Below are 25,913 nucleotides of genomic sequence, written 5' to 3'. Positions count from 1 at the left end.
GTCGTCGGCAGCGTCAGATTTGTATAAGAGACAGGTGGGGCGCGGGCCGATCTTCGGAGGAGTCATGCCCCCAGTATCGGTCAGGCGGGGGCCGGAGTTGCCCCGGTTGGCCGGGAAGGGTGGTTCTTCCAGGCGTCTCGGGCGACCTCCAGGGTCACAGCCTGGAAGCGCACCGGCATGCCCGGACGGCGGGCGCCCAGGCGGCCCCAGTCCGCGCGGATGAGCGCGGCGATGAGCGGGTAGCCCCCGGTGGTGGGGTGGTCCGGGCCCATCACGATGGGCGTGCCGGAGAGGGTGACCTGGATGGCACCGCGCACCATGGGGCGGCACGTGCCCGCGCCCTCGTCACCATGGGGCACGGGAGGCCCGTCCAGCCGCTGTCCCACGCGGTCGCTGGCGGGCGACACGGAGAAGGTGCTGCCCAGGAGGAGCGCGACGGCCGCGTCGCTGAAGCGGGACGCATCCGGGCCCAGCAGCACGCGCAGCGGGGCGGCGGGGTCCAGGGCCTCCGTGAGACGTGACAGGTCGGCTGGGGAAGGGGCGGTGCCGGGAGGTCCCAGGGGGAGCGTGTCCCCGGTGCGCAGGGGCCGGCCCTCCCAGCCGCCCAGGCGGGCCACCCAGAGCGTGCCCTGGCCCCCCAGGACTTCAGGGACGGCGAGCGCGCCATCCACGGCCACGTAGCGCACGGCGTACCGGGTGGGCGCGGGCACGGTGAGCGTGGCTCCGTCCGCGAGGAGGCTGGGGGCTTCGCCATCCATGGACACGCGTACGTCGCGGCCCCGGGCACGCAGCTCCAGCCGGCCAAAGGCTTCCAGCGTCGCGGCCCCGGGCGCATTGCCCACCGCGCGGTTCGCCGCGATGAGCAGCTCCGGCACCCACGCGCCGCCGGGAGGGATGCCGTGATGCATGACCCCGGAGCGTCCTCCGTCCTGCACGGTGGCGGGCGCGCCCAGGCCGGTGATTTCGATACAGGCGCTCATGCCTCTTCACCCCGCGCGGTCCGCCTGGGCGCCCCTGCCGGCCGGGCAGCGGAAACCTGTCCGACAGTCGGACAGGTTTTGGGCCGCGTCGAACGGACGGCCTTCATGCCTCCACCTGCTCGAAGCGGACGCGGTCACCCAATTGGATCACCGCGCCTCGCGCCGGGTCGAACGCGGTGAAGCCCAGCGCGGTGCCCACGAGGTTCCAGCCTCCCGGCGATGCGAACGGGTACACGCCCGTGCGCTCCCCGGCGATGCCCACCGAGAGCGCCGGCACCCGCGTGCGCGGCACCGGCAGCCGGGGGCACGCGATGCTCGGGTCCACGTCTCCCAGGTACGCGAAGCCCGGCATGAAGCCCACGCAGCGCACCGTGTACTCGCGGGCCGTGTGTCGCCGCACCACTTCGTCCACGGACAGGCCCGCGTGCTCGGCCACCTTCGGCAGATCCTCGCCGTCGTAGCGCACGCGGATGCGGATGAGCGGATGAGCCACCCGGGCGATGGGCGCGACGCGCAGCCGTGTCAGCGCGAGCGCGGGGAACTCGGGCGGGACCGCCGGGTCGAAGTACACGCAGGCGTGGGCTTCGGTGATGGTCGCGTCCCGCACGCCCGGCAGCGCGTGCAGGGCGTCGAGCGCCAGGCCCCGGTCCACCGACTCCGGCAACACCAGCCGCAGCGCGCTGTCTCCCAGCGGCTCCGGCGGCTGCTCCAGCGCGTCCAGCATCGCGCGCACCTCGCGCGCCAGCGTCACCGCGCCCGGCGTGTCGCCGTGCACGCAGAGCGTGTCCACCGTGCCGCCCGTGGCCAGCCGCACCGTGTTGTCCCGCGCCTGCCCCACGTCCGTCAGCACCGCGCCGGGCTGGCCGCGCGGAATCAACGAACCGTCCGGCAGCGTGCCCCGGTCCGCGAAGCCCTCGCGCGCATACCCGAGCCCCACCGCCCGCGCCGCGTCCCTCAACGCGCCGGCGCCGGGCCCCACGATGGTGACGTCCGTGCCCAGCGCCTCCACCACGCCGTCCACCACCGCGCGCGCCAGCGCCGGGGACTTGTTCGCCGCGTGGTACAGCGCCCCATGTGGCTTCGCGTGCCGCACCGGCACACCCCGCTCACGGGCCAAAGCGGCCAGCTTCGCGCATTGCTCGGCCACCTGCGCGCGCAGCACCTCCGGCGCCACGTCCAGCGCCTTGCGCCCGAAGTTCTCGCGGTCCGCGTAGGACGGGTGCGCGCCCGCCAAAGTGCCGTGGCGCTCGCACAGCTCCAGCGCCCGCCGCATGGCCGCTTCATCCCCTGCGTGGCCTCCGCAGGCGATGTTCGCCAGGTGCGCGAGCGCGTAGAGCTGTTCGTCCTCCCCGGGCAGCTCCCCCAGGTCGATGTTGAGCAGGCACCGCGTCATGCGCCCACGCTACGCGAGCCCCCCACCTCAGCGGTAGGTGATGAGCCCGCGGTGTTCGCCTTCGAAGTGTCCGTGCTCATTGAGCGTGGACAGATACCTGCCCCGCTCGCTGTAGATGACCTTCGTGAGTCCACAGTTCGCCAGCGTCCAGTTCGTCCGGAACGCGTGCTCATCCGGGATGCCCAGCAGGTCCTGGCTGATGGCCGTGATGGGGCCGCCGGAAGTGAACACCAGCGCCGTCTTGGAGGGCCCCAGCGACGCGATGAGCGCCGCCAGCGCCTCCAGGCAGCGCGCCTTGAACGCGCTCCAGGGCTCCCGGTACTCGCTGTCGTGTCCGCCCGCGACCCAGCGCCCCACGGCCTGCGTGAAGAGGTCCTGGTACGCGCGGCGAGGGTCCTTCGCCTGCGCCAGCTCCTCGCGCAGCACGTGGAAGTCCGCGTAGCGCGGCGTGTGCCGGTGCACGACCTCTTCGTGGTCGAACTCGTTGAACCCGGCCGTGCGCACGGGCTCCACCTGCTGGTCCATCGCCTGGAGGCACGCGTCCGCCGTCTCGCGGTGGCGCAGCATCGTGCCCGTCACCACGGCGTCCACCCTGGGCAGCCGCGAGCGCAGCGCCGCGCCCAGCACGCGCGCCTGCTCCACGCCCACGTCCGACAGCTTGTCGTAGTCCTTCGCGCCGAAGGACGCCTGCCCGTGGCGGATGAGGTAGAGCGCGCCCATCAGCCGCCCGCCTTCTTGATGAGCCGCTGGCAGCGGTAGGCCAGGTAGTTGACGATGAGCCAGTAGTTCTTGAACGCCGGGTTGCGCGTCTGCTTGTGGTGGTAGCGGTAGTAGATCTGCTGCGCGATGACCGCGAGCCGGAAGACGCCGTAGACCTCGTAGAAGGTCCAGTTGGAGGGCTTCAGGCCGGTGCGCTCCAGGTAGTACGCCACCACCTCCTCGCGCGTGAGCATGCCGGGCAGGTCCGTGGGCTGCCGCCGCGTCATGCGCAGGAAGGCGTCGTCATCCGCCTGGACCCAGTAGGCCAGCGTGTTGCCCAGGTCCATCAGCGGGTCGCCCAGCGTGGCCATCTCCCAGTCCAGCACCCCGATGACCTGCGTGGGGTCCTCGGGCTTCAGCACCACGTTGTCGAAGCGCCAATCGTTGTGGATGACGCACGTCTTGATGTCCGGGGGCACGTGCGCGGCCAGCCACTCACGCGTGCGCTTCATCCGGGGCACGTTCCAGGTGCGCGCCTTCTCGTAGCGGTCGGACCAGCCGGAAATCTGGCGCTGCGGATAGCCCGGCCCCTTGCCCAGCGACTGGAGCCCCACCGCCTGCGCGTCCACGCCGTGCAGCGCGATGAGCTGATCCACCACGTTGAGGCACAGCTGGCGCGTGCGGGCCTTGTCCAGGTCCAGCCCCTTCGGCAGGTGCTTGCGCGGGATGAGACCGGGGATGCGGTCCATCACGTAGAACTCCGCGCCCAGCACGGCCGGGTCCTGGCACAGCCCCACCATGGTGGGCACCACCGGGTACACGGGCTTGAGCGCCTGCTGCACGGTGTACTCGCGCGACATGTCGTGCGCGGACTTCGCCTTGGTGCCCGAGGGCGGCCTGCGCAGGATGAGGTCGCGGTTGTCGTACTTGAGCCGGTAGGTCCAGTTGGAGGCGCCGCCTGTGTACTGCGTCACCTCCGGCGTGCCCTGGAGCGAGGGCACCTGGGCCTTCAGCCACGCGTCCACCGAGGGCACGTCCAGCGCCTCGCCGGAGCGCACCGCCTTGCCCTCGTCCAGCGGGATGGAGACCGGGGTCGTCATGTTCAACCTCCCTTGCTGAAGCCGCGCTTCGCCAGCTCGATGCGGGTGATGACGCCCTTGTGGACCTCATCCGGGCCGTCCGCGATGCGCAGGCTGCGCGCCTGGGCGAAGAAGCCCGCGAGCGGCGTGTCGCGAGACACCCCCGCGCCGCCGTGCACCTGGATGGCGTCGTCCACCACCTGCTGGAGCACGTTGGGCGCCACGACCTTGATGGCCGAAATCTCCGTCATCGCGCCCATGGCGCCCACGTCATCCAGCTTCCACGCCGCGTACAGCGTGAGCAGGCGCGCCTGGTCGATGGCGATGCGCGCCTCCGCCACGCGCTCGCGGTTGCCGCCCAGGTTGATGAGCGGCTTGCCGAACGCGGTGCGGTTCATGCCCCGGTCGATCATCAGCTCCAGCGCCCGCTCCGCCGCGCCAATGCAGCGCATGCAGTGGTGGATGCGGCCCGGCCCCAGACGGCCCTGCGCGATTTCAAAGCCCATGCCCGGCCCGGAGATGAGCGCGGATGCCGGCAGCCGCACGTTGTTGAAGTGCACCTCGCCGTGGCCGTGCGGGGCGTCATGGTCGCCGTACACGGGCAGCATGCGAATGATTTCCACGCCCGGCGCGTCCAGGGGCACCAGGACCATGGAGTGCTGGTGGTGGCGGTCCGCGCCCGCCTGCGACGTGCGGCCCATGAAGATGGCCACCTTCGCGTTGGGGTGGCCCAGGCCGCTGGACCACCACTTCTTGCCGTTGAGGACGACGTGGTCGCCGTCCACTTCGGCGGTGGCCTGCATGTTGGTGGCGTCCGACGACGCGGCGTCCGGCTCCGTCATGCAGAACACCGAGCGGATGTCGCCCGCGAGCAGCGGCTTCAGCCACTGCTCCTGCTGCTCGGGAGAGCCGTAGCGCCAGAGCACCTCCATGTTGCCGGTGTCCGGGGCGCTGCAGTTGAAGACCTCCGGCGCCATGAAGCTGCGGCCCATTGCTTCCGCGAGCGGCGCGTACTCCAGCGTGCTCAGGCCCGCGCCCAGCTTCGCGTCCGGGAGGAAGAGGTTCCACAGCCCTGCCGCCTTCGCGCGCGCCTTGAGCTCCACCATCACCGGCGGCACCTTCCACTGGCGCCAGTCACCCCCGGCCTCCATGGCGTGCAGCGCCCGGAGGTAGTCGCCCTCCACCGGCTCGATGTGGTCAGACATGAAGCGCTTCACGCGCTCCAGGTATTCGGTCGTCCTGGAGGAAGGCTGGAAGTCCATGCCAGACATCCTGCGCCCCGCCGGGTTGGTGAGGCCACTGAATGTTGAATATGTGTTGGCGTGCTGGCGGTGTGCCTGCTCAGCGGCGGCGCGGGCCTGGCGCCTTGCGCGGCGTGCGTGACGAACGCGTGCCACGCCGGCCCTGGGCCTTCGGCTTGCGAGCGGGGGAGCGGGGCGGCGCGGGCTGCTCGATGCTGGCCAGGATGATCCGCCGCAAGAGCGCGTACACGGGCAGCGGGTCGAAGCCCTTGTCCAGCTGGTGGTGCAGCGCGAGCCCGTCCACGCACGCCTTGATGATGACCGCGTAGTGCAGGTCCTCGGCGGTAGGCGTCGAGTCATGGCCCGTGCGCACGTGCGCCACGGTGCGGGCAATCTCCTCGTCACCCTGGCCCAAGAGCTGCGCGACCGCGGGCGTCAGCTCCTTGTTGCGCAGGCCCAGCGCGAACAGCTCGTAGCGCAGCCGGCACGTGCCCGGCGCGTCCGTGGCCAGCTTCTCGCCCCAGGTGAACGCGGTCTGCGCCAGCTCCTCCGCGGGCGTCTGCGCGCGCAGCCGCTCCAGCTCCGTCAGGTACTGCCGGCTCGCCTCCTGGGTGACGGCCAGGAGCAGCGCGTCCTTGCTGCCGAAGTAGTAGTGCACCAGGCCCTGGTTCACCCCGGCCTCGCGCGCCACCTCCTTCACCGTCGCGGCGTCGTAGCCCCGTTCCCCCAGCACGCGCTGGCCAGCGGCGATGAGGCGCGCCCGGGCGTCAGGCTCCGGTGCGGCGGGGGGAGGCGGCGTCTTGCCACGGCGGGGGGAAGGCATCCCAGACCCATAGGGCACTGCCTCCTACCCCCGCAAGGGCAGCGACCGCTCGTTGCCTTGACATCCCGCGTCGGCGGTCTTAGTTAGTCGTGTGACTAAATTAGTCGTCCGGCTAAACCGAAGGAGACGGGCCATGCGAGTCGAGTCCAGGCGGTCGATGCAGTGGGTGAAGGCGGCGGCGGTGGGTGCGGCGTTGGTGTCGGTGCCGGCGATGGCGCAGGACATGACGTCCTCGTCCACGGGGCAGGAGGGGCAGCGGCGCGGGGCGTTCCTCCTGGAGCTGCAGCCGCCGGCGCTGGACGGCTCGCTGTATGGCATCCGGGCGGAGGTGGCGCCGTCGCGGGACTCGCGTCTGGCGTTCGGTTTGCTGGGGCGCGCGGGCGGGTGGAATCGCTCCCTGGGCGCGAAGGCGCGCTTCACCAACGTGGGCGGCAACGACGTGAAGCTCAACTTCGGCGTGGGCGTGGACAGCCGCTACACGCTGGCCTTCCTGGCGGACGGCACGGTGCGCCCGTTCGTGGGGATGACGGTGGGCCTGGAGGAGTTCGTCGCGCGTCCGGAAGGCGCGGCGATGCCGGACCGCAAGGACTACACGACGACGGCCTTCCTGGAGCCGGCGCTGGGCGTGATGTGGCGGCCGGGCTCCGGGCGCGTGGGCCTGTCCGCGCGGGCCGGCCCGGGCTTCACCTTCACGGACGTGCGGGAGCTGCGGGTGGGCTCCAGCAACCTGGGCCTGCGCACGGTGTACCCCACGGCGTCGCTGGGCCTGCTGGTCGTCCTGTAGTCGACCGGGGCTTTCCGGCGCGTGCCGTGGAGCGCGGTCGGGTGGATACACTCGCTGGCCATGAGTGCCCCGTTCGAGTCCTACCGCGCCGAGTTCCCCGTCCTGAAGGACCAGCTCTACCTCAACCACGCGGGAGTCGCGCCCACCAGCACGCGCGCCGCCGCCGCGGTGAAGGCCTGGATGGACGACGTGGTGAACCACGGCGTCCTCCATGAGCGAGGCTGGGAGGCCCACTGCGAGAAGGTGCGCAATCTCGCGGCGCGCATCATCGGCGCGACTCCGGAAGAGGTGGCCTTCGTGCGCAACACCAGCCACGGTTTGGGGCTGGTGGCGGAAGGGCTGGACTGGCAACCCGGGGACGAGGTCGCCGTCGCCACGGGCATCGAGTACCCCTCCAACGTCTACCCGTGGCTGCACCTCAAGAGCCGGGGCGTGGAGGTCCGCGAGATCCCCACGCCGGATGGGGGCGTGACGCCGGAGGCCGTGGCGTCCGTGCTCACCCCGCGCACGCGGCTGGTGGCGGTGTCGTCGGTGCAGTTCGCCACCGGCCACCGCACGGACCTGGACGCGCTGGGTGAACTGTGTGAGCGCCGGGGCGTGCTGTTGTGCGTGGACGGCATCCAGAGCGTGGGCTGCATCCCGGTGGACGTGAAGAAGAGCCGCGTGCACTTCCTCAGCGCGGACAGCCACAAGTGGATGCTGGGCATCTCCGGCATCGGCTTCATGTACGTGGCGAAGGACGTGCTGCCGCGCGTGCGTCCCGTGCTGGTGGGCTGGCGCAGCACCACCGACGCGTGGAACTTCAACCGCTCGCACTTCGAGCTGCGCCCGGACGCGGCGAAGTTCGAGGAGGGCAGCGCCGCGTACCCCGGCATCTACGCGCTGGGCGCCGCGCTGGAGCTGCTGCTGGAGGTGGGGACGGACGCCATTGGCGCGCGCATTGGACAACTGCTGGCCCGGCTGGACGCGGGCCTGCGCGGGCTGGGCTGCGACGTGGGCCCGGAGCCGAAGGACCGCGCGGGCATCCTCACCTTCCTGCCGCCCGGCGCGAACGTCCGCGCGCTCAGCGCGTACCTGGGGGAGCAGAAGGTGTCCCACTCCGTCCGGCGCGGGCGCATCCGCCTGTCGCCGCACTTCTACAACACGGAGGAGGAGATGGACCGGCTGGTGGAACGGGTACGCGCGTACCGGCCCGGGTGAGGCGTTCCACCCGGACCGTGGCGCGCGGCGTGACTACTGCGCGGGGAAGAGGTTCTCCACGGACAGGTAGCGCTCGCCCGTGTCGTAGCAGAAGGCGAGCACGCGGCTGCCGTCCGGCATCTCCGCCAGCTTCTGGTTCACCGCGGACAGCGCGGCGCCGGAGGACACGCCCACGAAGATGCCCTCCTCGCGCGCGGCGCGGCGGGTGAACTCGTAGGCGTCCTTCTCATCCACCTGGATGGTGCCGTCGAGGATGGCCGTGTGCAGGTTCTTCGGGATGAAGCCCGCGCCCAGGCCCTGGATGGGGTGGGGGCCCGGTGCGCCGCCGCTGATGACGGGGGACTTCGCCGGCTCCACCGCGAGCACCTTCAGCTTGGGCCACTTCGCCTTCAGCACCTCACCGCACGCGGTGATGTGGCCGCCGGTGCCCACGCCGGTGATGAGGTAGTCCAGGCCCTCCGGGAAGTCGTTCAGGATCTCCTGCGCGGTGGTGCGCTTGTGGACCTCGACGTTGGACTCGTTCTCGAACTGCTGCGGCATCCACGCGTTGGGCGTCTGCGCGACCAGCTCCTGGGCGCGGGCGATGGCGCCCTTCATGCCCTTGGCGCGCTCGGTCAGGTCGAACTGGGCGCCGTAGGCGGCGAGCACGCGGCGGCGCTCGATGCTCATGGACTCCGGCATCACCAGGATGAGCTTGTAGCCCTTCACCGCGGCGACCATGGCCAGGCCGATGCCGGTGTTGCCGCTGGTCGGCTCGATGATGACGCTGCCCTCCTTGAGGAGACCCTTCTTCTCCGCGTCTTCAATCATGGCCAGGCCGATGCGGTCCTTGATGCTGCCGCCCGGGTTGGCGCGCTCCAGCTTCAGGTGCACCGTCACGCGCGACGGGTACAGCCGGTTGATGCGCACGTGCGGCGTGTTGCCAATGGTCTGCAGGATGTTGTCGACCTTCATGGCGTCTCCTGTGGATGGGGAACGGGCACTGCGTGGGGAAGACTCAAATCTGGTAGTCGAGGACGTCCAGGCCCTCTTCGCCGTGGCGCGCGCGCACCTCGCTGCGGCGGGTGACGACGGACTTGGCGGGCACGCTCTGCGTGAGCCACGCGTTGCCGGCGATGATGCTGCCCCGGCCCACCACCGTGTTGCCTCCGAGGATGGTGGCGTTCGCGTACACCACCACGTCGTCCTCGATGGTGGGGTGGCGCTTCTTGTCCGCCAGCGCCTTCTCCACCATCAGCGCGCCCAGCGTGACGCCCTGGTAGAGCTTCACGTTGTCGCCAATCACCGTCGTCTCGCCGACGACCAGGCCCGTGCCGTGGTCGATGACGAACCGGCGGCCAATGGTGGCGCCCGGGTGGATGTCCACGCCGGTGCGCTGGTGGGCGTACTCGGTGAGCAGGCGCGGCAGCAGGGGGAAGTTCAGCCGGTGCAGCGCGTTCGCCACGCGGTAGATGGCGATGGCGTAGAAGCCCGGGTAGGTGAGCACCACCTCGTCCACGCTGCGCGCGGCGGGGTCCGCCTCGAAGATGGCGCGCGCGTCCTGCTGCAGCCATTCATAGAGGTCCGGCAGCTTCGCCATGAAGCGCGAGGACATGCCCGCGTCCGTGACGGGGTAGTGCGGCGCGAGCAGCGACTGGATGCGCTGGAGGCTCGCCTCCACGGCGGTGACGTCCCGGCGCACGGCGGCGGCGTTGCACTCCAGCCGCTCCGCGAAGTGCGGGAAGAGCAGCCCCAGCACCTGCGCGACGAACTCCGGCGCCGCCTTGCGCACGTCCGGGGGGAAGCAGTGGCGCTGACGCGCCTCCAGCAGGGTGGCAACCAATCGGGCGTTCGGATCGTCCATGGGGCGTTGCGTCATGATAACGTGACGGGGTCCGGACGTGGATGCCGCTGGCGGGAAAACGTCGCGGACGTCCGGCCGGCCAGGGGGCAGGACGTGGTGCGCCACGGCGGCGAGGCAAGGTGGGGATTACCCAGGGGGATGCCTGAAGGTCACAGCATCCACCGGGTCGCCCGGGTCCACCGCCGCTGGCTGGTGGGGCGGCGCTTCACGGCCGACTCGCCCCAGGGCCGGGCGGAGGTGGCGCGCGTGTTGTCCGGGCGGGCGCTGCTGAACGTGGACGCGCACGGCAAGCACCTGTTCCACACGTTCGAAGGGGACGTGCGGCTGCACATCCACCTGGGGCTCTTCGGCCGCATCCGCCACTTCCGGAAGGACGCGCCGGTGCCGTCGCCCGCGTGCCGGCTGAGGCTGGCCTCGGATGGGGCGACGCTGCACCTGTCCGGCCCGTCCGCGTGCGAGCTGCTGTCGCTGGAGGAGGAGGCCACATTGCGCGCGAGGCTGGGGGAGGATCCGCTGCGCGTGGATGCGTCACCGGACCGGGCATATGCGCGGCTGACGCGGGGACGCATGCCGCTGGCGCAGGCGCTGCTGGACCAGGGGCGCATCGCGGGCGTGGGGAACATCGTGCGGGCGGAGGCGCTGTTCGTCGCGCGACTGCCGCCGCTGTTGCCCGCGTGCGAGCTGGAGCGGGACGCGTTCGACAGGTTGTGGAGCGCGATGCGGGCGCTGCTTCAGGACGGCGTGCGCGACGGGCTCATCGTCACGCCCGGCGCGCCGCCGCTTCCATCCCCCGGGCGCAAGCGCGCGGAGCGCTTCTGCGTGTACGGCCGCGCGGGCCTGCCGTGCCCGCGCTGCGGTGGGAAGGTAACGGGGCAGCCGCTGGCGGCGCGCACGCTCTATTTCTGCGCCGCGTGCCAGGGCGTGGACCGCATGCGGCGTTCAAGCCGGAAGCCAGCTCTCGCTCTCTGCCCGTGACCGGGGCCGAAGGATTCAGGGTGCGAGCCGGGCGCGGAGGTCATCCGCGTGCTTCTGGTAGTGCGGCAGGTCCGGATCCTGATGCTCGCGAGCCAGTGCGACGGCGCGCTCCCGGTGCGTCAGGGCTTCCCGGAGGCGTCCCGCCGCTTCCAGCGCATCCGCCAGGCTGTCATGCGCGTTGCTGGAGTCGGGATGGAGGGTGATGTTCCGCTCGAAGGCGGCGATGGCCTGGGGAAGGCGCTTCGCATCCAGGTGGCGATAGCCCACCACGTTGAACAGTCGCTCCTGGGGGACCACCGGATAGCCCACGCGCTTGGACAGCCCTGTGTAGTGAGCCTCCAGTCGCGCCAGGTCTCCGGTCATCTGGAGCGCTTCGGGGACCTTCCATCCGTTGAAGAGGAACCGCAGCCCTTCATACGTCCCGATGTGTGGAAGGCTCGCGTGGTCGTCCTGGCCTCTCAGTTCGTCGTAGCGCCACGTGAGGTTCGCGGGCTTTCGCTTGCGCAGGTCCTGGGTGAGCTTGCGAAGGCGGGCGACGTTGGGGGCCTCCTCCGCGTCCTCGTCCAGGTACAGCACGCGGCCCGGCGCGGTGAGACGTGCGACGGCCTCCGGAGCGGTGCGCAGCAGTTCACTGGAGTTCCACTGGAGGGACGGGCTGAGGGCCACGTAGGCGTTGAAGCTCTCCGGCTTGTGCGTGAGGACGTGCATCGCGAAGAGGCCGCCGAACGAGTGGCCCACCAGGATGCGGTAGGGCTGCGTGCGGTAGCGCGCCTCCACGGCCGGGGCGAGCTCCTCCATGAAGAAGCGCAGGAAGGTGTCCGCATGTCCCGCCGTGGGCGCGACCTCGGAGAGCAGCCGGCCGTCGTCGATGCGCTCCGTCTTGGAGAAGGGCGGGGTGAGGTCGCGCTCGCGGTCCGTCGTGTTGGGGACCCCGACGACGATCATCTCCGGGATGTGCCGCGTCCTGGCCAGGAACTCCACCATGCCGGCGACGTGGACGAAGTGCGTCTCCGCGTCCAGCACGTAGAGCACCGGGTAGCGCTCGGTGGGCGCTGCGTCGTAGCCGTCGGGGAGGTGGATCATCAGCGGACGCTCCTCCCCCAGCACCTTGGAGGTCAGCGTGATGCGGGTGCCGACGACGATGGGCGTCTCCCCGGCAGCCAGGGCCGTGCCCCCGCGAAGGACGGACAGCAAGGCGAAGCCCCACAACCCACGGCAGAGCAACTGCGACAGGCGCATGTGAATCCCCCGGGAAAGCCCACGACCGTAGCGAGTGCGTCGGCGGGTACAAGCGGACAGCCAGAGGCCCTGCTCCACGCTGACGCTTGCCGACGTGGGGCCACCCTGGGGACGATGGAAATATGACGACCGCCCTGTCCTATGCCCATGGCACCAGCACCACCCCGCTGCTGGGGGAGACCATCGGTCAGAACCTGCGCCGCACCGTCGAGCGTTATGGCGACCGCGAGGCGCTGGTGGTGGCGTCGCAGAACTACCGCGTCACCTGGCGGCAGTTCTGGGACGCGACGACGGCGGTGGCCAAGGGCCTGCTGGCGCTGGGCATCCAGAAGGGCGACCGGGTGGGGCTCTGGTCGCCCAACCGCTTCGAGTGGACCGTGTCGCAGTACGCGCTCGCGCGCACGGGCGCCATCCTGGTCAACCTGAACCCCGCCTACCGCACGTCGGAGCTGGAGTACGCGCTCAACCAGGCGGGTGTGAGCGTGCTGCTGCTGGCGAAGGGCTTCCGGCAGACGGACTACACGCGGATGCTGGCGGAGGTGCGGCCCCGGTGCGCGGGCCTGCGCGAGGCGCTGGTGCTGGACTCGGACTGGGGCCGGCTGGTGAGGGGCGGCGCGGGCATGGGCGACGACGTGCTGGAGGCGCGCGAGCTGTCGCTCCAGTTCGATGACCCCATCAACATCCAGTACACGTCCGGCACCACGGGGTTCCCGAAGGGCGCGACGCTGTCGCACCACAACGTGCTCAACAACGGCTTCTTCGTGGGCGAGGTGCTGCGCTACGGGCCGGAGGACCGCGTGTGCATCCCGGTGCCGTTCTACCACTGCTTCGGCATGGTGATGGGCAACCTGGCCTGCACGTCGCACGGCTCGGCCATGGTGATTCCGGGCGAGGCGTTCGACCCGCTGGCGGTGCTCCAGACGGTGCAGGCCGAGCGCTGCACGTCCCTCTACGGCGTGCCCACCATGTTCATCGCGGAGCTGGACCACCCGCGCTTCGGCGAGTTCGACCTGAAGTCCCTGCGCACCGGCATCATGGCGGGCTCGCCGTGTCCGGTGGAGGTGATGAAGCAGGTGCAGTCGCGGATGCACATGGAGGAGGTCACCATCTGCTACGGCATGACGGAGACGTCGCCCGTGTCCACGCAGAACCCGCTGGATGACACGCTGGAGAAGCGCGTGGCCACGGTGGGCCGCGTGCACCCGCACCTGGAGGTGAAGGTGGTGGACCCGGACACGGGCGCGGTGGTGCCGCTGGGCCAGCCGGGAGAGCTGTGCACGCGAGGCTACAGCGTGATGCTCGGGTACTGGGACAACGCGGAGGCCACGGCGGCGGCCATCGACCGGGCAGGGTGGATGCACACCGGCGACCTGGCGACCATGGACGCCGAGGGCTACGTCAAGATTGTCGGCCGCATCAAGGACATGATCATCCGGGGCGGAGAGAACGTGTACCCGCGCGAGGTGGAGGAGTTCCTGCACACGCACCCGGACATCAGCGAGGCGCAGGTCATCGGCGTGCCCAGCGTGAGGTATGGCGAGGAGGTGATGGCGTGGGTGCGCCTGAAGGCGGGCGCGTCGCTCACGCCGGAGGCGCTGACGGCGTTCTGCACCGGCCGCATCGCCACCTTCAAGATTCCCCGCCACTGGAAGGTCGTGGACAGCTTCCCGATGACGGTCACCGGCAAGGTGCAGAAGTTCCGGATGCGCGAGGTCTCCATCGCCGAGCTGGGGCTCGGCGACGTGGCGAAGATCAAGACCGCCTGACGGGCTTCTTCTTCGCGGCCGGTGCCTTCTTGGCCGCGGGTGCCTTCTTCGCGGCCGGTGCCTTCTTCGCGGCCTTCTTCATCGCGGCGCGGTTGGCGGCGTCCACGGCGCGGCGGGCCCAGGGAAGCAGGCGGCGGCCGTCGTCCTCTGCGTCCGCGGGCGGCGTCCAGTAGCTCATGGGCTGCTCCCTGCCGCGGCTCTGGTAGATGAAGGGCCGGCAGCCCTCGGCCTCGAAGTCGGGGCGGGTGACGTCGTCCGTCTTCAAATACAGCTGGCCCTGGATGATGAGGCCGAACATCCGGCCGCCGTAATACAGGCCCCATCCACCGAACATCGAGCGGGCCTGCACCGGGCCGAGCGGCTTGAGCAGTTCGACCGTGTACTCCATGAAGCTGTCCGAGCGGGGCATGGGCCCCTCCTACACTACACCTCCGTGAAGTGCATGCCGGTGGCGCCGGTGCGCTCCAGCGCCGTCTTCAGGTCCTCGGAGACGATGAGCGAGCCATTCCAGCCCCAGGGGCGGAAGATCTTCGCGTCACCCACCTTCGACTTGTCGATGCGCATGCCGTAGACGGAGCGGTACTGGCCCAGCTTTTCCGGGCGACCGTGCTGGGCTTCCCAGTGGCGAACCGCCGTGGAGGCCTTCTCGTCGATGCAGCGGATGAGCTTCGTGGCAACGAGGAGTGCGTACTGGTCGGGATGCTTCGGGATGGTGACGGGGATGAACTGCACGTCATCCGCCGCGTGCTCCAGAAGCACATTCGCGAGCTTGATGTGAACGACAGGCGTCAGACCAAAGGGAATTCGGCAGAAGTCATGGGGGCGGCCTGGTTCTCCGATGGGAACGGTGAGGCGCCCTTCCACGTGAATAGGACTTCCCTTCGTGAACATCCAAGGGTCTTCCTCTTCCCGGCGTAGCTCATTCCAGGGGACCTCCAGGACCCAGATGCCTTCCTGAACGTCCTCCGTGAGTTCGAAATATCGGGCAGCCATGGGGGAGTTACTAGCGCCCCTTCCGTGAGGTCAGGAGTTGATTGAGCGGGGTTCCCGGAGTGGAGGCTTCCTTGGCGAGGACTCGGAGTGCATTCGTCAGGACTTCGCGGCATTGCACGACGGTCCGGCAGGTTTCCATGGCGGCACTCAGTTCCTGCAAGACCTGCTCATGATACGCCCTGGGATGAGGCCCCCGGTGGCCTGCGACTTCGACGATGTTCTCCGGGTCGTTCAGTTCCATGTCGGCCCGCTTGAAGAGCCGGCGGAATTGCGGAGTCCACGGTCCGCCGTTCTTCGAGGACTTCTCATTTCGGATGGTGGCCAGGTGGTGCCGCTGAGGCTTGCCGGACCGCGATGACATGGCCACCGCGTTGGGCGCGAGCGCGAGCGTGAAACCGTCGGCCGTCATGGCCACGGAGCGCACGCCGCCGATGGCCATGAACTGGAGGCCCGCTTGCGTCTCCACCGCGACCGCCGCTTGAGCGGAGCCGGGCAGCGTCGGAGCCTTCATCGCGAGCCCCGCCGTGTTGCCAATGGCCGCTGTAGCCAGCATCACGAAGACGCGCGCGGCGTTCTTTCCCAGCACCGCGCCATAGGCTTCGCCCGCGTCTCGCACCTGGACGAACGTGGTGGCCTGGTCCACGTGGCGCACCAGCGTCACCCAGCCGTCGAGGATGCTCCACACGGTGTCCACGCCCAGGTAGGCCATTGCCGTGGCGGTGATGAGGGCGGCAATCCCTTTGGACACGGGCTCCGGCATGGCCCACAGCAGCAGGTACATCGTCACGGTGGAGGTGAGGGTGGCCATGACGGCCTGGGGGCTTGCAATGCCCTCCAGGGCTTGGGCCGTCTCGTTCCAGACGGAGTCCATCGCGATGGCCATCGCCAGTGCATAGCGGCCGTCGCTGCCCAGCAAGGGCCCTTCCTCCAGCAAGCGCAGGCAGTCCCCCGGCTGCTTGCGCCGCTTGTCGCACCACTGCCTATAGCCACGCGTCAGGTCGTCGGACGCTTCCAGAAGCCGCAGCTCGCGTGCCTCCTCCTCACCCAGCGGGACGATGAGTCGCGCCCGTTCGCGAAAGCCGAAGAGGCCGCTGCGCTCCGGCAGGTCGAACAGCTCGCGCGCTTGACGCAGGGGATGCGCGGAGGGCCGCACATCCCTCGCGAGCGTCCTCACGGCCTTCTTGAACTCGTCCTGCTCCAGCCGGGGCGCGTCTTCCTCTTCCCGGGGCGTGATGACGACCCGCTCGCCGTCGTCCACTTCCAGGCGCACGACTCGCGTCGTCGCGCAGCCGGAGACGAGCAACCCCAGCAGCAGTACCCAGCCCAGCCGCTTCATCACCGGGGCTCTCCCAGTTCCCGCAGGAAGAACTGGCGCACGTCGTCCAGGTAGTAGCGGCCCGGGGGGCTGTGGTCTTCGCCGGGCATGATCAGCAGGTCGAAGTGCTTGTTCGCGCGCACCAGCGCCTGGGCCATCCGCATCGTCGTGGACAGCGATGCGTTCACGTCGCTCGTTCCGTGCATCAGCTTGAGCGCTCCCTGGAGCTTGTCCGCCAGCGCTTCGTTGGAGCCTGCCGCGTAGCCGTCCGGGTTCTCCGCCAGCAGGCCCATGTTCGGCTCGTTGATGATGGCTTCTTCCGTCAGGGCTCCCGGTGCTCCCGCGTAGCCCGCCTTGAAGAACTCCGGCGCCGTCAGCATGCCCCTCAGCGCGAAGTAGCCTCCCCAGGAATGACCGTGGATGCCCACCCGCTCCAGGTCCATGTAGGGGCGGCTGGCCGCTGCCTGCTTCAGCGCCGCGACGTGATCCGGAATCTCCGTCTGGCCCACGCGGCCGTAGTTCACGTCCTGGAACGCCTTGCTCCGCCCTGGCGTGCCCCGCGCGTCCAACACCATCGCGATGAACCCGAGCTGCGCGAGCGAATGCGCGAAGCGTGACTCGTACGAGCCCACGTAGCTCCACGGCACCATCGTTACGAACGGCCCCGCGTAGATGACGTCGATGACCGGGTAGCGCTTCTTCGGATCGAAGTTCCATGGCTTGTACAGCACGCCATAGAGCGGCGTGACTCCGTCCGCGGCCTTGACCGTGATGCCTTCCGGCGGCGTGTAGTGCAGCTCCGCCAGGCCTCGCGTGTCCGCCTTCGCGTAGCGGAAGGAGGCTTTCCCCTCCGTGGACACCACGTCCCAGACCCGGGGTTGCTCGCGGCTGGAGTGTCCGTCCACGAAGTAGCGGGTGGAGGGGGACAGCTCGGGCCGGTGTGCTCCGGGCTCGGGCGTCAGCGGCTTCAGCGGCCCGCCGGACATCCCTGCCCGGTACACCTTCCTGTCATACGGTGCCCCGGCCTCCGCGGAGGCCACCACGAAGAACGCGTCCGACTCCGGCGTGATGCCCACCACCGCGTGGACCGGGAACGCACCCCGCGTGAGCTGGCGCACGAGCTTGCCGGAATAGTCATACAGATAGACGTGGCGCCAGCCATCGCGCTCGGACATCCAGAGGAAGTGCCGGTTGTCCGGCAAGGGCTTCACCTGCTGGGACCATCCCCCCACCGAGAACTCCAGCGCCGCCACGAAGGTCTCCTTGCGCTCCTCCCGAAGCACGCGGCGGCGCTTGCCCGTCGCGGGCTCCACCGCCACCAGGTCCAATCGCTTTCCATCCCGTGACAGCTGGAGCACCAGCGCCTCGCTGCCGTCCGGACGCCACCCCGCGAACCAGTCGTAGCCTTCCGTCGCTTCGCCCTGCGCGGGCGTCACCTGTCCCGTCTCCATCGAGACGAAGTGCAGCTCCGAGCGCATCAGCGGCGTGCCCGCCTTGGAGTAGGGCACCCACGACACCTTCTCCAGCGGGGTGCTGTAGTCGACCACCGGAATCCGGTGCATGCCCCGCATGTCGTCGCGCCAGACCGCGAGGAACCGGCCCCGGAGAGACCACGCCGCCTCCGGCAGCCGCCACGGCGTGTCCTCGGTGCCGGCTCGCTCCAGACGCGTCGTGCCCTTCGCGTCCACCACCGCGAACCCCGTGTCCCGCTGCACCGCGACCGCTCCCGTGTCCGGAGACAGGACATTGCCGCGCGCGAGCGACAGCGCTACCGGATGCGTGGGCTCGAGCGCCACGACCCGCTTGTCGGTGAGGCCCAGTGAGAACGCCCGTCCCTGGACCGTGAAGACGATGCCCTTCGCATCGGCGGTCAGCGTGAAGGGCACGACGACGGGCAACGTCATCGGCTTGCCGAACAGCGCCGTGAGCTGTGAGCGCAGGGACTCCGCGTCCAGCAGGGGCTGCTGGGTGCGCTTCCTCGCATCCACCAGGACCCAGGTTTCGCCGTAGGGCTCGACCCTGGACTGGTAGATGAACCGCTCCCCAGCGGGGAGCCACCGGGGAGGCGTGAGGGTGTCGCGGATGCGCTCCGCCCAGTGAAACGAGGCTTCCGAGAAGTCGAGCCGGGCCTGGAGTGTGTCCTTCGCTTCCGCCCATGCCGGCATCCAGGGGACGGCGAGCCCCGCGACGAGGAGCGCGAGGCGCGCATGCGACAGGAGTCCACCACGGTGGGGCAGGGAAGGCGTCATGGGCATTCTCCGGGAACGACGTCAGGCCAGGCGTCGCGGTGTCGGGGCCGTAGTGCCCAGCAGCTCCGCCAGCGTCTTCAGGCCCCGCTCCAATTCCTCCCGGGAGCCGGCGGCGGCCAGGGACACTCGCAGCGCATTGGGCGCCTGGCCCGGCCGGGCCGCGAACAGGTGCGCGGGTCCGAGCAGCACGTCACGTGCGGCGGCGGCCTCCACCAGCTCCGTGGCGCGCCGGTGTTCCGGGATGGGCATCCACAGGAAGTACGCGCCGGGGTGCGCGACATAGGGATGGCCCTTCAAGACCTTTGACGCCAGGGCCTGGCGGGCCGTGGCTTCCGAGCGGCGTGCGTCGCGCAGGGACTCGCCCGTTCCGTCCGTCACCCACTGCGTGGCCAGTTCATTGAGCAGGGGAGACCCGGACCAGACCGTCGCCGCGGCCGCGTGCTCCAGTGTCTGCCGAGACGCCAGGTCCGGCATCCGGAGGTAGCCGACGCGCAGCGCGGGCAGCACGGCCTTGGACAGGCTCGCCAGGTGGTACGTCCGTTCGGGAGCCAGCGCGGCCAGGGGCGGTGGCGCCTTCGCCACGAGCGGGGCCAGCGCGCCGTTCTCGATGACGGTGACGTCGAACTTCCGGCAGACCTCGACCAGCGCCTGCCTCCGCTTCAACGGCATGACGATCGTGGTCGGGTTGTGGTTCGTGGGCGTGCAGTAGAGCACCCGCGCCGGGCCCCTCCGGCAGGCCTCCGCGAGCGCCTCCGGGACGAGTCCTTCCGCGTCGAGCGCCACCGGATGGGTGGGCAATCGCAGCCACTCCGCGGCGGCGAGGACTCCGGGATAGGTGACGTCCTCCACCAGCAGTCCACCCGGGTTCGCGAGCAGCGACAACGCCATCAAGGTCGCGTGCTGGGCCCCGCAGCTCACGATGACGTTGTCACTCGTGGCAGGCACGCCCGAGAGCTCCAGCCAGCGGGCTCCTGCTGCCCGCTGTGCTTCCGTGCCCGCGTGTGCCTGATAGCCACTGAGCGCGCTCAGGTCCGCGCGCTCGCCCAGCCGTTGGAGCGCGGCTGAGAACGCGAGGTGTCCCATGTCGCCGGGGACGATGGGAACCGCGGTGGGGCCCAGGTCGATGCGCGTCCGGTCGAGCTGGGGCGTGTAGCGGTCCCCCTCGCGCAGGTTCCGCACGAACGTCCCATTGCCCACCTGGCTCCAGATGAGTCCCCGCCGTTCCGCTTCAGCGTAGGCCCGGGTCACCGTGCCCAGTGAAGTCCCCAGCGTGCTCGCGAGCTCCCGGTGCGTGGGCAGCCGGTCCCCCGCGCGAAGCCGTCCCGCGCTGATGTCCGCCGCGAGCGCATCCACGAGCGCCCCATAGAGGGGGCCCTCGGAGCGTTTCAGGCGCGGCTTCCAATTGGACTGGGACATGAATTGGATTGTACCATGACAATCTGGAGTGTGTACCAGGGCCCTGGCGGGCCCCCCGCACGGGAGGCTCTACACCTCCTTGAAGTACATGCCGGTGGCGCCGGTGCGCTCCAGCGCTGTCTTGAGGTCTTCGGAGACGATGAGGGCGACACTCCAGCCCCAGGGCCGGAAGATCTTCGCGTCACCGACCTTCGACTTATCGATGCGCATGATGTCCACGGAGAGGTATTCGCCGGTCCGCCAAGGCTGATCGTGCTGAGGCTCCCAGAGCCGGACTCCTTCCGATGCCTGCTCGTCGATGCAACGGATGACGCGGGTGGTGACGAGGATGACGTATTGGTCCGGATGCTTGGGAATGGTGACGGGGATGAGTTGTACCTCGTTTGCTGCGTGTTCCAGCAGGACGTTGGCGAGCTTGACGTGAATGACTGGGGTCATCCCAAAGGCAATCCAAGAGAAGTCCAGTGGCTTGCCTGGTTCAACGACTGGAACGGTCAGTGGCCCCTGGACCTGGATGGGAACCCCACGGGTGAACATCCACGGGTCTTCCTCCTCCTGACGAAGATCATTCCAGGGCGGATCTAGAACCCAGATGCCTTCCTGAACATCCATCTTGAGGTCGAAGTAACGGGCAGACATGGAGTGCTAACGTCCTTGCTTCATCGTCAGAAGCTTGTTGAGCGGTGTCCCAGCCGTAGAGGCTTCTTCCGCCAGTTTTCGCAGTGCGCCCGTGAGTGCTTCACGGCATTGCTCTACGGAGCGACAGTCCTTTGTGAATTGCAACAGCCGTTGGAATACCAAGTCATGGTATTCCTTGGGATGTGGTCCACGATGGCCCGCGACTTCAACGATGTTCTCCGGATCCTTCAGCTCCATGCCGGCTCGCTTGAAGATGCGCCGGAAGAGCGGGGTCCAGGGGCCACCATACTTCGAGGACTTCTCGTTGCGGATGGTGGCCAGGTGGTGCCGTTGAGGCTTCCCAGACCGCGATGACATGGCCACCGCGTTGGGCGCCAGTGCGAGCGTGAAACCGTCGGCCGTCATGGCCACGGAGCGCACGCCGCCGATGGCGACGAACTGGAGGCCTGCTTGTGTCTCCACCGCGACCGCCGCCTGTGCGGAGCCAGGCAGGGTGGGGGCCTTCATCGCGAGCCCTGCCGTGTTGCCAATGGCCGCTGTAGCCAGCATCACGAAGACGCGCGCGGCGTTCTTTCCCAGCACCGCGCCATAGGCTTCGCCCGCGTCGCGCACCTGGACGAACGTGGTGGCCTGGTCCACGTGGCGCACCAGCGTCACCCAGCCATCGAGGAGGGTCCACACGGTGTCGACGCCCAGGTACGCAATCGCCGCAGCGGTGATGAGGGCGGCCAGGCCCTTGGAGACGGGCTCCGGCATGGCCCACAGCAGCAAGTACATCGTCACGGTGGAGGTGAGGGTGGCCATGACGGCCTGGGGGCTTGCGAAGCCCTGCAGGGCTTCGGCCGTCTCGTTCCAGACGGAGTCCATCGCGATGGCCATGGCCAGCGCATAGCGGCCGTCGCTGCCCAGCAAGGGCCCTTCCTCCAGCAAGCGCAGGCAATCTCCCGGCTGCTTTCGCCGCTTGTCACACCACTGCCTGTAGCCGCGTGTCAGGTCGTCGGACGCTTCCAGAAGCCGCAGCTCGCGTGCCTCCTCCTCACCCAGCGGGACGATGAGTCGCGCCCGTTCGCGAAAGCCGAAGAGGCCGCTGCGCTCCGGCAGGCCGAACAGCTCGCGCGCTTGACGCAGGGGATGCGTGGAAGGCCGCACATCCCTCGCGAGCGTCCTCACGGCCTTCTTGAACTCGTCCTGCTTCAGCCGGGGCGCGTCTTCCTCTTCCCGGGGTGTGACGACGACCCGCTCGCCGTCGTCCACTTCCAGGCGCACGACTCGCGTCGTCGCGCAGCCCGACAGGAGCAGTCCCAGCAGCAGTGCCCAGCCTGGTCGATTCATGTCTCGTTCAGTCCTCCGTCGAGATGAGGCTCCTGCGCAGCACCTGGCTCACTACACTTCCGTGAAGTACATGCCAGTCGCGCCGGTGCGCTCCAGGGCCGTCTTCAGCTCTTCGGAGACGATGAGGGCAATGGACCAACCCCAGGTTCGGAAGACCTTGGCGTCGCCTACTTGCGACGAGTCGATGCGCATGCCGTGCACGGAACGGTACTTTCCGACCTTCTCCGGCCGTCCATCCTCGGGCTTCCAGCGCCGGGCTTCCTCGAATGCACGCTCATCAATGCAGCGGATCATCCGGGTCGCCACGAGCATGCTGAATTGTTCGGGCTGTCCCGGGATGTCCACCGGCAGGAGCTGGACGTCGTTGGGGGCAAGTTCCGCGAAGATCGTGGCCAGGTTCACGTGAAGGATGGGCGCCTGTCCGATGCCTGCCGCGGAGAAGTGCAGGGGCTTTCCCGGCTCGTCGATGGGGATGCTCAGAGGGGTCTTCACGCGTACCGGCTGACCGGCCCGGAAGATCCAGGGATCTTCGAACTCCACTCCGTTCTCATCAACGGGGTCTCCCAGGTACCAACGCTCCGGAGCTTCCACATCCTCTGACAAGTCGAAGTAGCGGTCGGTCATGGTCGTGGCTGTCAGGACCCTGGGCTGTAGCAATACCCAACCCAGCCAGCCTCAGTCCTCCGTCAGCAGGAGGCTCCAGAGCAGGACCTTCTTCTTGCCCGGAGGCCGGTGCAGGCAGCGGAGCGGGCCGTCCTGCGACGCCACGAACACCACGGCTCCGGAGTGCTGGTTGGCGAAGACCGCCGCGGCCCGGTGGCGTGAGCCGTGCTGGCTGATGGGGTAGTGCGGCCCCGGACGCCCCTGGAGCGTCCTCGCCTCGAAGACCTGCGGCGGACCGCTTCGCGGGATGGCGATCTGATACCCCGCGCAGAGCACCTCCAGCTCCGGCCCCAGCACCAGCGCGTTGTCCACCGCGGTGAACTGCCCGATGCTCTCCACCAGCGCCTGGAAGTCGCTCTCCGTCACCTTGTCGTCGTGCTCGGCGGCGGCCTTCTTCAGCTCCGGATCCTCTTCCTCCTCCGCCGCCTTGCCGGCCTCCGCCTGCCACGCGCCGTTGATGAGGTCCGCCCGCGCCTGCACGAAGCGCTGCAACCGCTGACGCAACAGCGAGCCCTGCTCCGGCGGCAGGACGTACTTGCCTCGCGTGCGGAAGCGCTCCACGTCGTGCTGCTTGGGCAACAGCGCGATGAGCCCCCCGTGATGCAACCCCGCCATCTTCCGGATGAGCCCCTGTACCGCGTTCGACACGTACCACTCGCGGTTGCCGCCCATCAGCGGCTGCACCTTGGGCAGGGACTCCACCAGCGTGGAGCACATCTCCATCAGCGCCGCGCGCACCGCGCTGTCCTCGTGGAAGAGCAGGTCGTGCAGCGCCACGCGCCGGCCCGGCGGCACCGGCGCGCCCTGCTCGTAGCGGAACACCTCGCGCCCCTGCGTGCTCACCACCAGGTGGCCCGGCTCCGGCGCGTGCAGGATGAAGACGTCCTCCTCGCCCTCGGCGTGGAACTCCGTGTACTCCACCCGGCGCGCCAGCCCCTGGATGCGCAGCTTGCCCTCGCGCGGCCCCACCACCACCGCCGTGCGCGGCAGGTTCGCCGCGGGCGCCAGCTTCACCAGCGCCTCCACGCTGAAGTCGGTGATGCTCGACTTGGGCTCCAGGGGCAGCGTCTCCCACGCCTGCCGCTTGCCCTTCTGTCCTCCGATGTAGACCGTCTCGCGCACCGCCTGCAGGCCCTGCAACCCCTGCGCGTGGTAGGCGATGCGCACGCGCGTGGCCTCGCCCTCCTCCCGCCCCAGGCTCGCGAAGAACACCGTGTCCGCCAGCACGACCAGCAGCTTCAACGTCGGCTCGGCGAGCGGCGTCTTGGCGAACTGCCGGAGCCACCCGCGCAGGGCTTCTCCGGGATATTGCAGGCCGGGTTCATCCATCGGGCGGGCAGCATAATCACGGCGCCGTGTTTCCCGGTGGAAGTCGCTCGCGCGCCGCGATGCGGCGTTCGTTTCCCACCGTGCGCCCGGCCTGTAGCACCGGCGCCACGACAGTCGCGGCCACGAAGGGTTGTTCCCGTCCGGACGCACCCCTAGGGTTCCCCGCTTCCCCCCGAGGAGCCCACCCCATGCGCTCGCGTTTCCTGACCGCCGCCCTGCTCGCCCTCGCGCTGCCGCTGTCCGCCAGCGCGGCGCCCTCGCGCACCCTCGTCTTCCAGGGCGGGACGGTGCTGGATGGCTCCGGAGGCCGGCCGCTGAAGCAGGCCGCGGTGGTGGTGCGCGATGGACGCATCGAGTCCGTGGGGCTCGCCATCGCCACGAAGGTCCCCAAGGACGCGGAGATCATCGACTTCAAGGGGCAGACGATGCTGCCCGGCCTCATCTCCGACCACAGCCACGTGGGCCAGACGTCCGGCACCACCACGGGCTCCCAGAACTACACGCGCGAGAACGTCCAGAAGCAGCTGCGCCAGTTCGCAGCCTACGGCGTCACCACCGTGACGGCGCTCGGGATGAACCGGCCGCTGTTCAACGAGCTGCGCGAGGAGGCCCACGCGGATGGCTTCAGCGGCGCGGACCTCTTCGGCGCGGGGCAGGGGATTGGCGTGCCGGAGGGCGGACCTCCCCAGGCGATGACGAACAACGCGCCCGACCAGGTCTTCCGCCCCACCACGGCGGAGGAGGCCCGCGCCGCCGTGCGCTCGCTGAAGAAGAGCCGCGTGGACCTGGTGAAGGTCTGGGTGGACAGCTTCCTGGGCAAGCTGCCGAAGATGAAGCCGGACATCTACAAGGCCGTCATCGACGAGTCCCACAAGCAGGGCCTGCGCGTCGCCGCCCACATCCATGACCTGGAGGACGCGAAGGCCGTGGTGGCCGCGGGCGTGGACATCCTCGCCCACGGCGTGCGCGACCAGCCCGTGGACGAAGCCTTCGTCAACGCCATGAAGGAGCGCGGCGTCTGGTACGTGCCCACGCTGGCGCTGGACGAAGCCACCGTCCTCTACGCGGACCAGCCCCAGCTCGTGGACGACCCGGTGCTCCAGCCCGCGCTGTCGCCCGAGCTGCGCGCGCAGTTCGAGGACGCCGCGTGGCGCAAGAAGACCCTGGCGGACCCCAAGGCCCGGGAGGCGCGCCACGCGCTCGAAACCAACCTGGCCAACCTGAAGACGCTCTACTCCGCGGGCGTGAAGGTGGGCTTCGGCACGGACTCCGGCGCCACGCCGCTGCGCATCCCCGGCTTCGCGGAGCACCGTGAGCTCAAGCTGATGGTGCTCGCGGGCCTCTCGCCGGGACAGGTCCTGGCCGTCGCCACCGGGAACGCGGCGTCCCTGCTCCAGCTCAAGGACCGGGGCCGCATCCAGCTGGGCATGCGCGCCGACCTCTTCCTCGTGGAGGGCGAAGCCGCCACCAATATCGCCGCCGTGGACCGCGTCGTCGGCGTCTGGCGCCAGGGCCGGAAGGTGGCGGGGAGGCTCCCGGAGGCTCCCGCGCCCGCTCCCTCACCCTGAAGGCCCCGGGCCTCACTCCTCGATGGGCGGCTGGAGCGTGCCGAAGCGCTCCAGCCCCTGGTCCAGCGCCGAGCGCACCGCGTGGAGCAGGGCGCCGTCCGACATCCGCCGCACCAGGACGATGCCCGTGGCCACGTAGGACGGGGCCCCGCCCAGCCGCGCCTCCAGCGCCTCCAGGGTCAGCACGGTGAGCACGAAGCGGCGCCCGTCGCGCAGCCGCACCACCAGGTCCCGGGAACCCTCGAAGTGCAGCGCCGGGCTCTCCGCGACGAGCAGCGAGGCGATGCGCTCATCCTCCGTGTCGATGGACCGCATGCCAGACCGTTCGCGCGTCGAGCGTCGCATGCGGGGGACGATGGAGACTGCCACCCACCCCTACAACCCTGT

General features: G+C 69.6%; 24 protein-coding genes. 5 read left to right on the top strand and 19 right to left on the bottom strand.

Annotated features, from left to right (window positions below; all coding sequences use genetic code 11):
- Window positions 1-80 precede the first annotated feature (80 nt).
- The 6 genes from D7X55_RS10960 to D7X55_RS10935 form a co-directional block, all read right to left on the bottom strand.
- Entirely contained in the window at window positions 81-980 is a 900-nt protein-coding gene (locus tag D7X55_RS10960; protein ID WP_121723025.1) for a biotin-dependent carboxyltransferase family protein, read from the bottom strand.
- A gap of 103 nt (window positions 981-1,083) precedes the next feature.
- On the bottom strand, window positions 1,084-2,373 hold the full coding sequence (locus D7X55_RS10955; RefSeq protein ID WP_120550298.1) for a LamB/YcsF family protein: 1,290 nt from the start codon (window positions 2,371-2,373) through the stop codon (window positions 1,084-1,086).
- 27 nt (window positions 2,374-2,400) lie between these two features.
- Window positions 2,401-3,093 (bottom strand): histidine phosphatase family protein, encoded by a 693-nt coding sequence (locus D7X55_RS10950; protein ID WP_120550299.1) that lies wholly within the window; start codon window positions 3,091-3,093, stop codon window positions 2,401-2,403.
- Complete coding sequence (locus D7X55_RS10945; protein WP_121723024.1) at window positions 3,093-4,172, bottom strand: phosphotransferase family protein; 1,080 nt, start codon at window positions 4,170-4,172, stop codon at window positions 3,093-3,095. Before D7X55_RS10945 ends, D7X55_RS10950 begins: the two co-directional genes overlap by 1 nt.
- A 2-nt stretch (window positions 4,173-4,174) precedes the next feature.
- A complete protein-coding gene (locus tag D7X55_RS10940; RefSeq protein ID WP_120550301.1) occupies window positions 4,175-5,413 on the bottom strand; it encodes an acyl-CoA dehydrogenase family protein in 1,239 nt (412 codons plus the stop codon).
- Between the two features lie 79 nt (window positions 5,414-5,492).
- The gene (locus D7X55_RS10935; RefSeq protein WP_121723023.1) at window positions 5,493-6,215 is read right to left on the bottom strand and encodes a TetR/AcrR family transcriptional regulator; all 723 of its coding nucleotides are present in this window, start codon (window positions 6,213-6,215) and stop codon (window positions 5,493-5,495) included.
- A 133-nt stretch (window positions 6,216-6,348) separates the two neighbouring features.
- On the opposite strand from D7X55_RS10935, the gene D7X55_RS10930 reads away from it, so the two are divergent.
- A complete protein-coding gene (locus D7X55_RS10930; RefSeq protein WP_120550303.1) occupies window positions 6,349-6,999 on the top strand; it encodes a hypothetical protein in 651 nt (216 codons plus the stop codon).
- A gap of 60 nt (window positions 7,000-7,059) precedes the next feature.
- Window positions 7,060-8,199, top strand: a complete 1,140-nt coding sequence (locus tag D7X55_RS10925) for an aminotransferase class V-fold PLP-dependent enzyme (RefSeq protein ID WP_121723022.1) — start codon at window positions 7,060-7,062, stop codon at window positions 8,197-8,199.
- 33 nt (window positions 8,200-8,232) lie between these two features.
- On the opposite strand, the gene cysK is transcribed toward D7X55_RS10925, so the two are convergent.
- Together cysK and epsC are read right to left on the bottom strand one after the other, a co-directional pair.
- The gene (gene cysK / locus D7X55_RS10920; protein WP_120550305.1) at window positions 8,233-9,153 is read right to left on the bottom strand and encodes a cysteine synthase A; all 921 of its coding nucleotides are present in this window, start codon (window positions 9,151-9,153) and stop codon (window positions 8,233-8,235) included.
- Between the two features lie 43 nt (window positions 9,154-9,196).
- Complete coding sequence (gene epsC / locus D7X55_RS10915) at window positions 9,197-10,042, bottom strand: serine O-acetyltransferase EpsC (protein ID WP_120550306.1); 846 nt, start codon at window positions 10,040-10,042, stop codon at window positions 9,197-9,199.
- Window positions 10,043-10,180: 138 nt separating this feature from the next.
- Between epsC and D7X55_RS10910 the strand changes: the two genes are divergently transcribed.
- A complete protein-coding gene (locus tag D7X55_RS10910; protein ID WP_120550307.1) occupies window positions 10,181-11,017 on the top strand; it encodes an Fpg/Nei family DNA glycosylase in 837 nt (278 codons plus the stop codon).
- A 15-nt stretch (window positions 11,018-11,032) separates the two neighbouring features.
- Here D7X55_RS10910 and D7X55_RS10905 read toward each other — a convergent pair whose 3' ends face one another.
- The gene (locus D7X55_RS10905) at window positions 11,033-12,256 is read right to left on the bottom strand and encodes an alpha/beta hydrolase-fold protein (protein ID WP_120550308.1); all 1,224 of its coding nucleotides are present in this window, start codon (window positions 12,254-12,256) and stop codon (window positions 11,033-11,035) included.
- 122 nt (window positions 12,257-12,378) lie between these two features.
- Here D7X55_RS10905 and D7X55_RS10900 point away from each other — a divergent pair, with 122 nt between their 5' ends.
- A complete protein-coding gene (locus D7X55_RS10900) occupies window positions 12,379-14,022 on the top strand; it encodes an AMP-binding protein (RefSeq protein ID WP_121723021.1) in 1,644 nt (547 codons plus the stop codon).
- Here D7X55_RS10900 and D7X55_RS10895 read toward each other — a convergent pair.
- The 9 genes from D7X55_RS10895 to D7X55_RS10855 all read right to left on the bottom strand — a co-directional run bounded on the left by D7X55_RS10895 (window position 14,009) and on the right by D7X55_RS10855 (window position 23,958).
- Window positions 14,009-14,431, bottom strand: a complete 423-nt coding sequence (locus tag D7X55_RS10895; protein WP_120550310.1) for a TfoX/Sxy family protein — start codon at window positions 14,429-14,431, stop codon at window positions 14,009-14,011. The genes D7X55_RS10900 and D7X55_RS10895 overlap by 14 nt on opposite strands.
- Before the next feature lie 14 nt (window positions 14,432-14,445).
- Complete coding sequence (locus D7X55_RS45640; protein WP_306437722.1) at window positions 14,446-14,781, bottom strand: imm11 family protein; 336 nt, start codon at window positions 14,779-14,781, stop codon at window positions 14,446-14,448.
- A 244-nt stretch (window positions 14,782-15,025) separates the two neighbouring features.
- A complete protein-coding gene (locus D7X55_RS10885) occupies window positions 15,026-16,351 on the bottom strand; it encodes an AHH domain-containing protein (protein WP_121723020.1) in 1,326 nt (441 codons plus the stop codon).
- Window positions 16,351-18,579 carry a DPP IV N-terminal domain-containing protein gene (locus D7X55_RS10880; RefSeq protein ID WP_121723019.1) on the bottom strand — a complete coding sequence of 743 codons (2,229 nt, stop codon included), beginning with the start codon at window positions 18,577-18,579 and terminating at the stop codon, window positions 16,351-16,353. Before D7X55_RS10880 ends, D7X55_RS10885 begins: the two co-directional genes overlap by 1 nt.
- A 21-nt stretch (window positions 18,580-18,600) precedes the next feature.
- Window positions 18,601-19,995, bottom strand: coding sequence for a PLP-dependent aminotransferase family protein (locus tag D7X55_RS10875; protein WP_121723018.1), 1,395 nt, complete (start codon window positions 19,993-19,995; stop codon window positions 18,601-18,603).
- Between the two features lie 69 nt (window positions 19,996-20,064).
- Window positions 20,065-20,634, bottom strand: a complete 570-nt coding sequence (locus D7X55_RS10870; RefSeq protein ID WP_121723017.1) for an imm11 family protein — start codon at window positions 20,632-20,634, stop codon at window positions 20,065-20,067.
- Between the two features lie 6 nt (window positions 20,635-20,640).
- Window positions 20,641-21,966: an AHH domain-containing protein gene (locus tag D7X55_RS10865; RefSeq protein ID WP_121723016.1), complete on the bottom strand. Its 1,326-nt coding sequence runs from the start codon at window positions 21,964-21,966 to the stop codon at window positions 20,641-20,643.
- A 51-nt stretch (window positions 21,967-22,017) separates the two neighbouring features.
- Window positions 22,018-22,590, bottom strand: a complete 573-nt coding sequence (locus tag D7X55_RS10860; protein WP_121723015.1) for an imm11 family protein — start codon at window positions 22,588-22,590, stop codon at window positions 22,018-22,020.
- Window positions 22,591-22,641: 51 nt separating this feature from the next.
- Window positions 22,642-23,958, bottom strand: a complete 1,317-nt coding sequence (locus D7X55_RS10855; protein WP_120550317.1) for a putative sensor domain DACNV-containing protein — start codon at window positions 23,956-23,958, stop codon at window positions 22,642-22,644.
- A gap of 188 nt (window positions 23,959-24,146) precedes the next feature.
- Here D7X55_RS10855 and D7X55_RS10850 point away from each other — a divergent pair, with 188 nt between their 5' ends.
- The gene (locus tag D7X55_RS10850) at window positions 24,147-25,526 is read left to right on the top strand and encodes an amidohydrolase family protein (protein WP_121723014.1); all 1,380 of its coding nucleotides are present in this window, start codon (window positions 24,147-24,149) and stop codon (window positions 25,524-25,526) included.
- Between the two features lie 12 nt (window positions 25,527-25,538).
- On the opposite strand, the gene D7X55_RS10845 is transcribed toward D7X55_RS10850, so the two are convergent.
- Window positions 25,539-25,841, bottom strand: a complete 303-nt coding sequence (locus tag D7X55_RS10845) for a hypothetical protein (protein ID WP_120550319.1) — start codon at window positions 25,839-25,841, stop codon at window positions 25,539-25,541.
- Window positions 25,842-25,913 lie beyond the last annotated feature (72 nt).

The organism is Corallococcus sp. AB049A (assembly GCF_003668885.1).
Classification (GTDB): domain Bacteria; phylum Myxococcota; class Myxococcia; order Myxococcales; family Myxococcaceae; genus Corallococcus; species Corallococcus interemptor.
The sequence above is the reverse complement of the archived record's forward strand: the minus strand, read 5'-3'. Positions and strand labels throughout refer to the sequence as shown.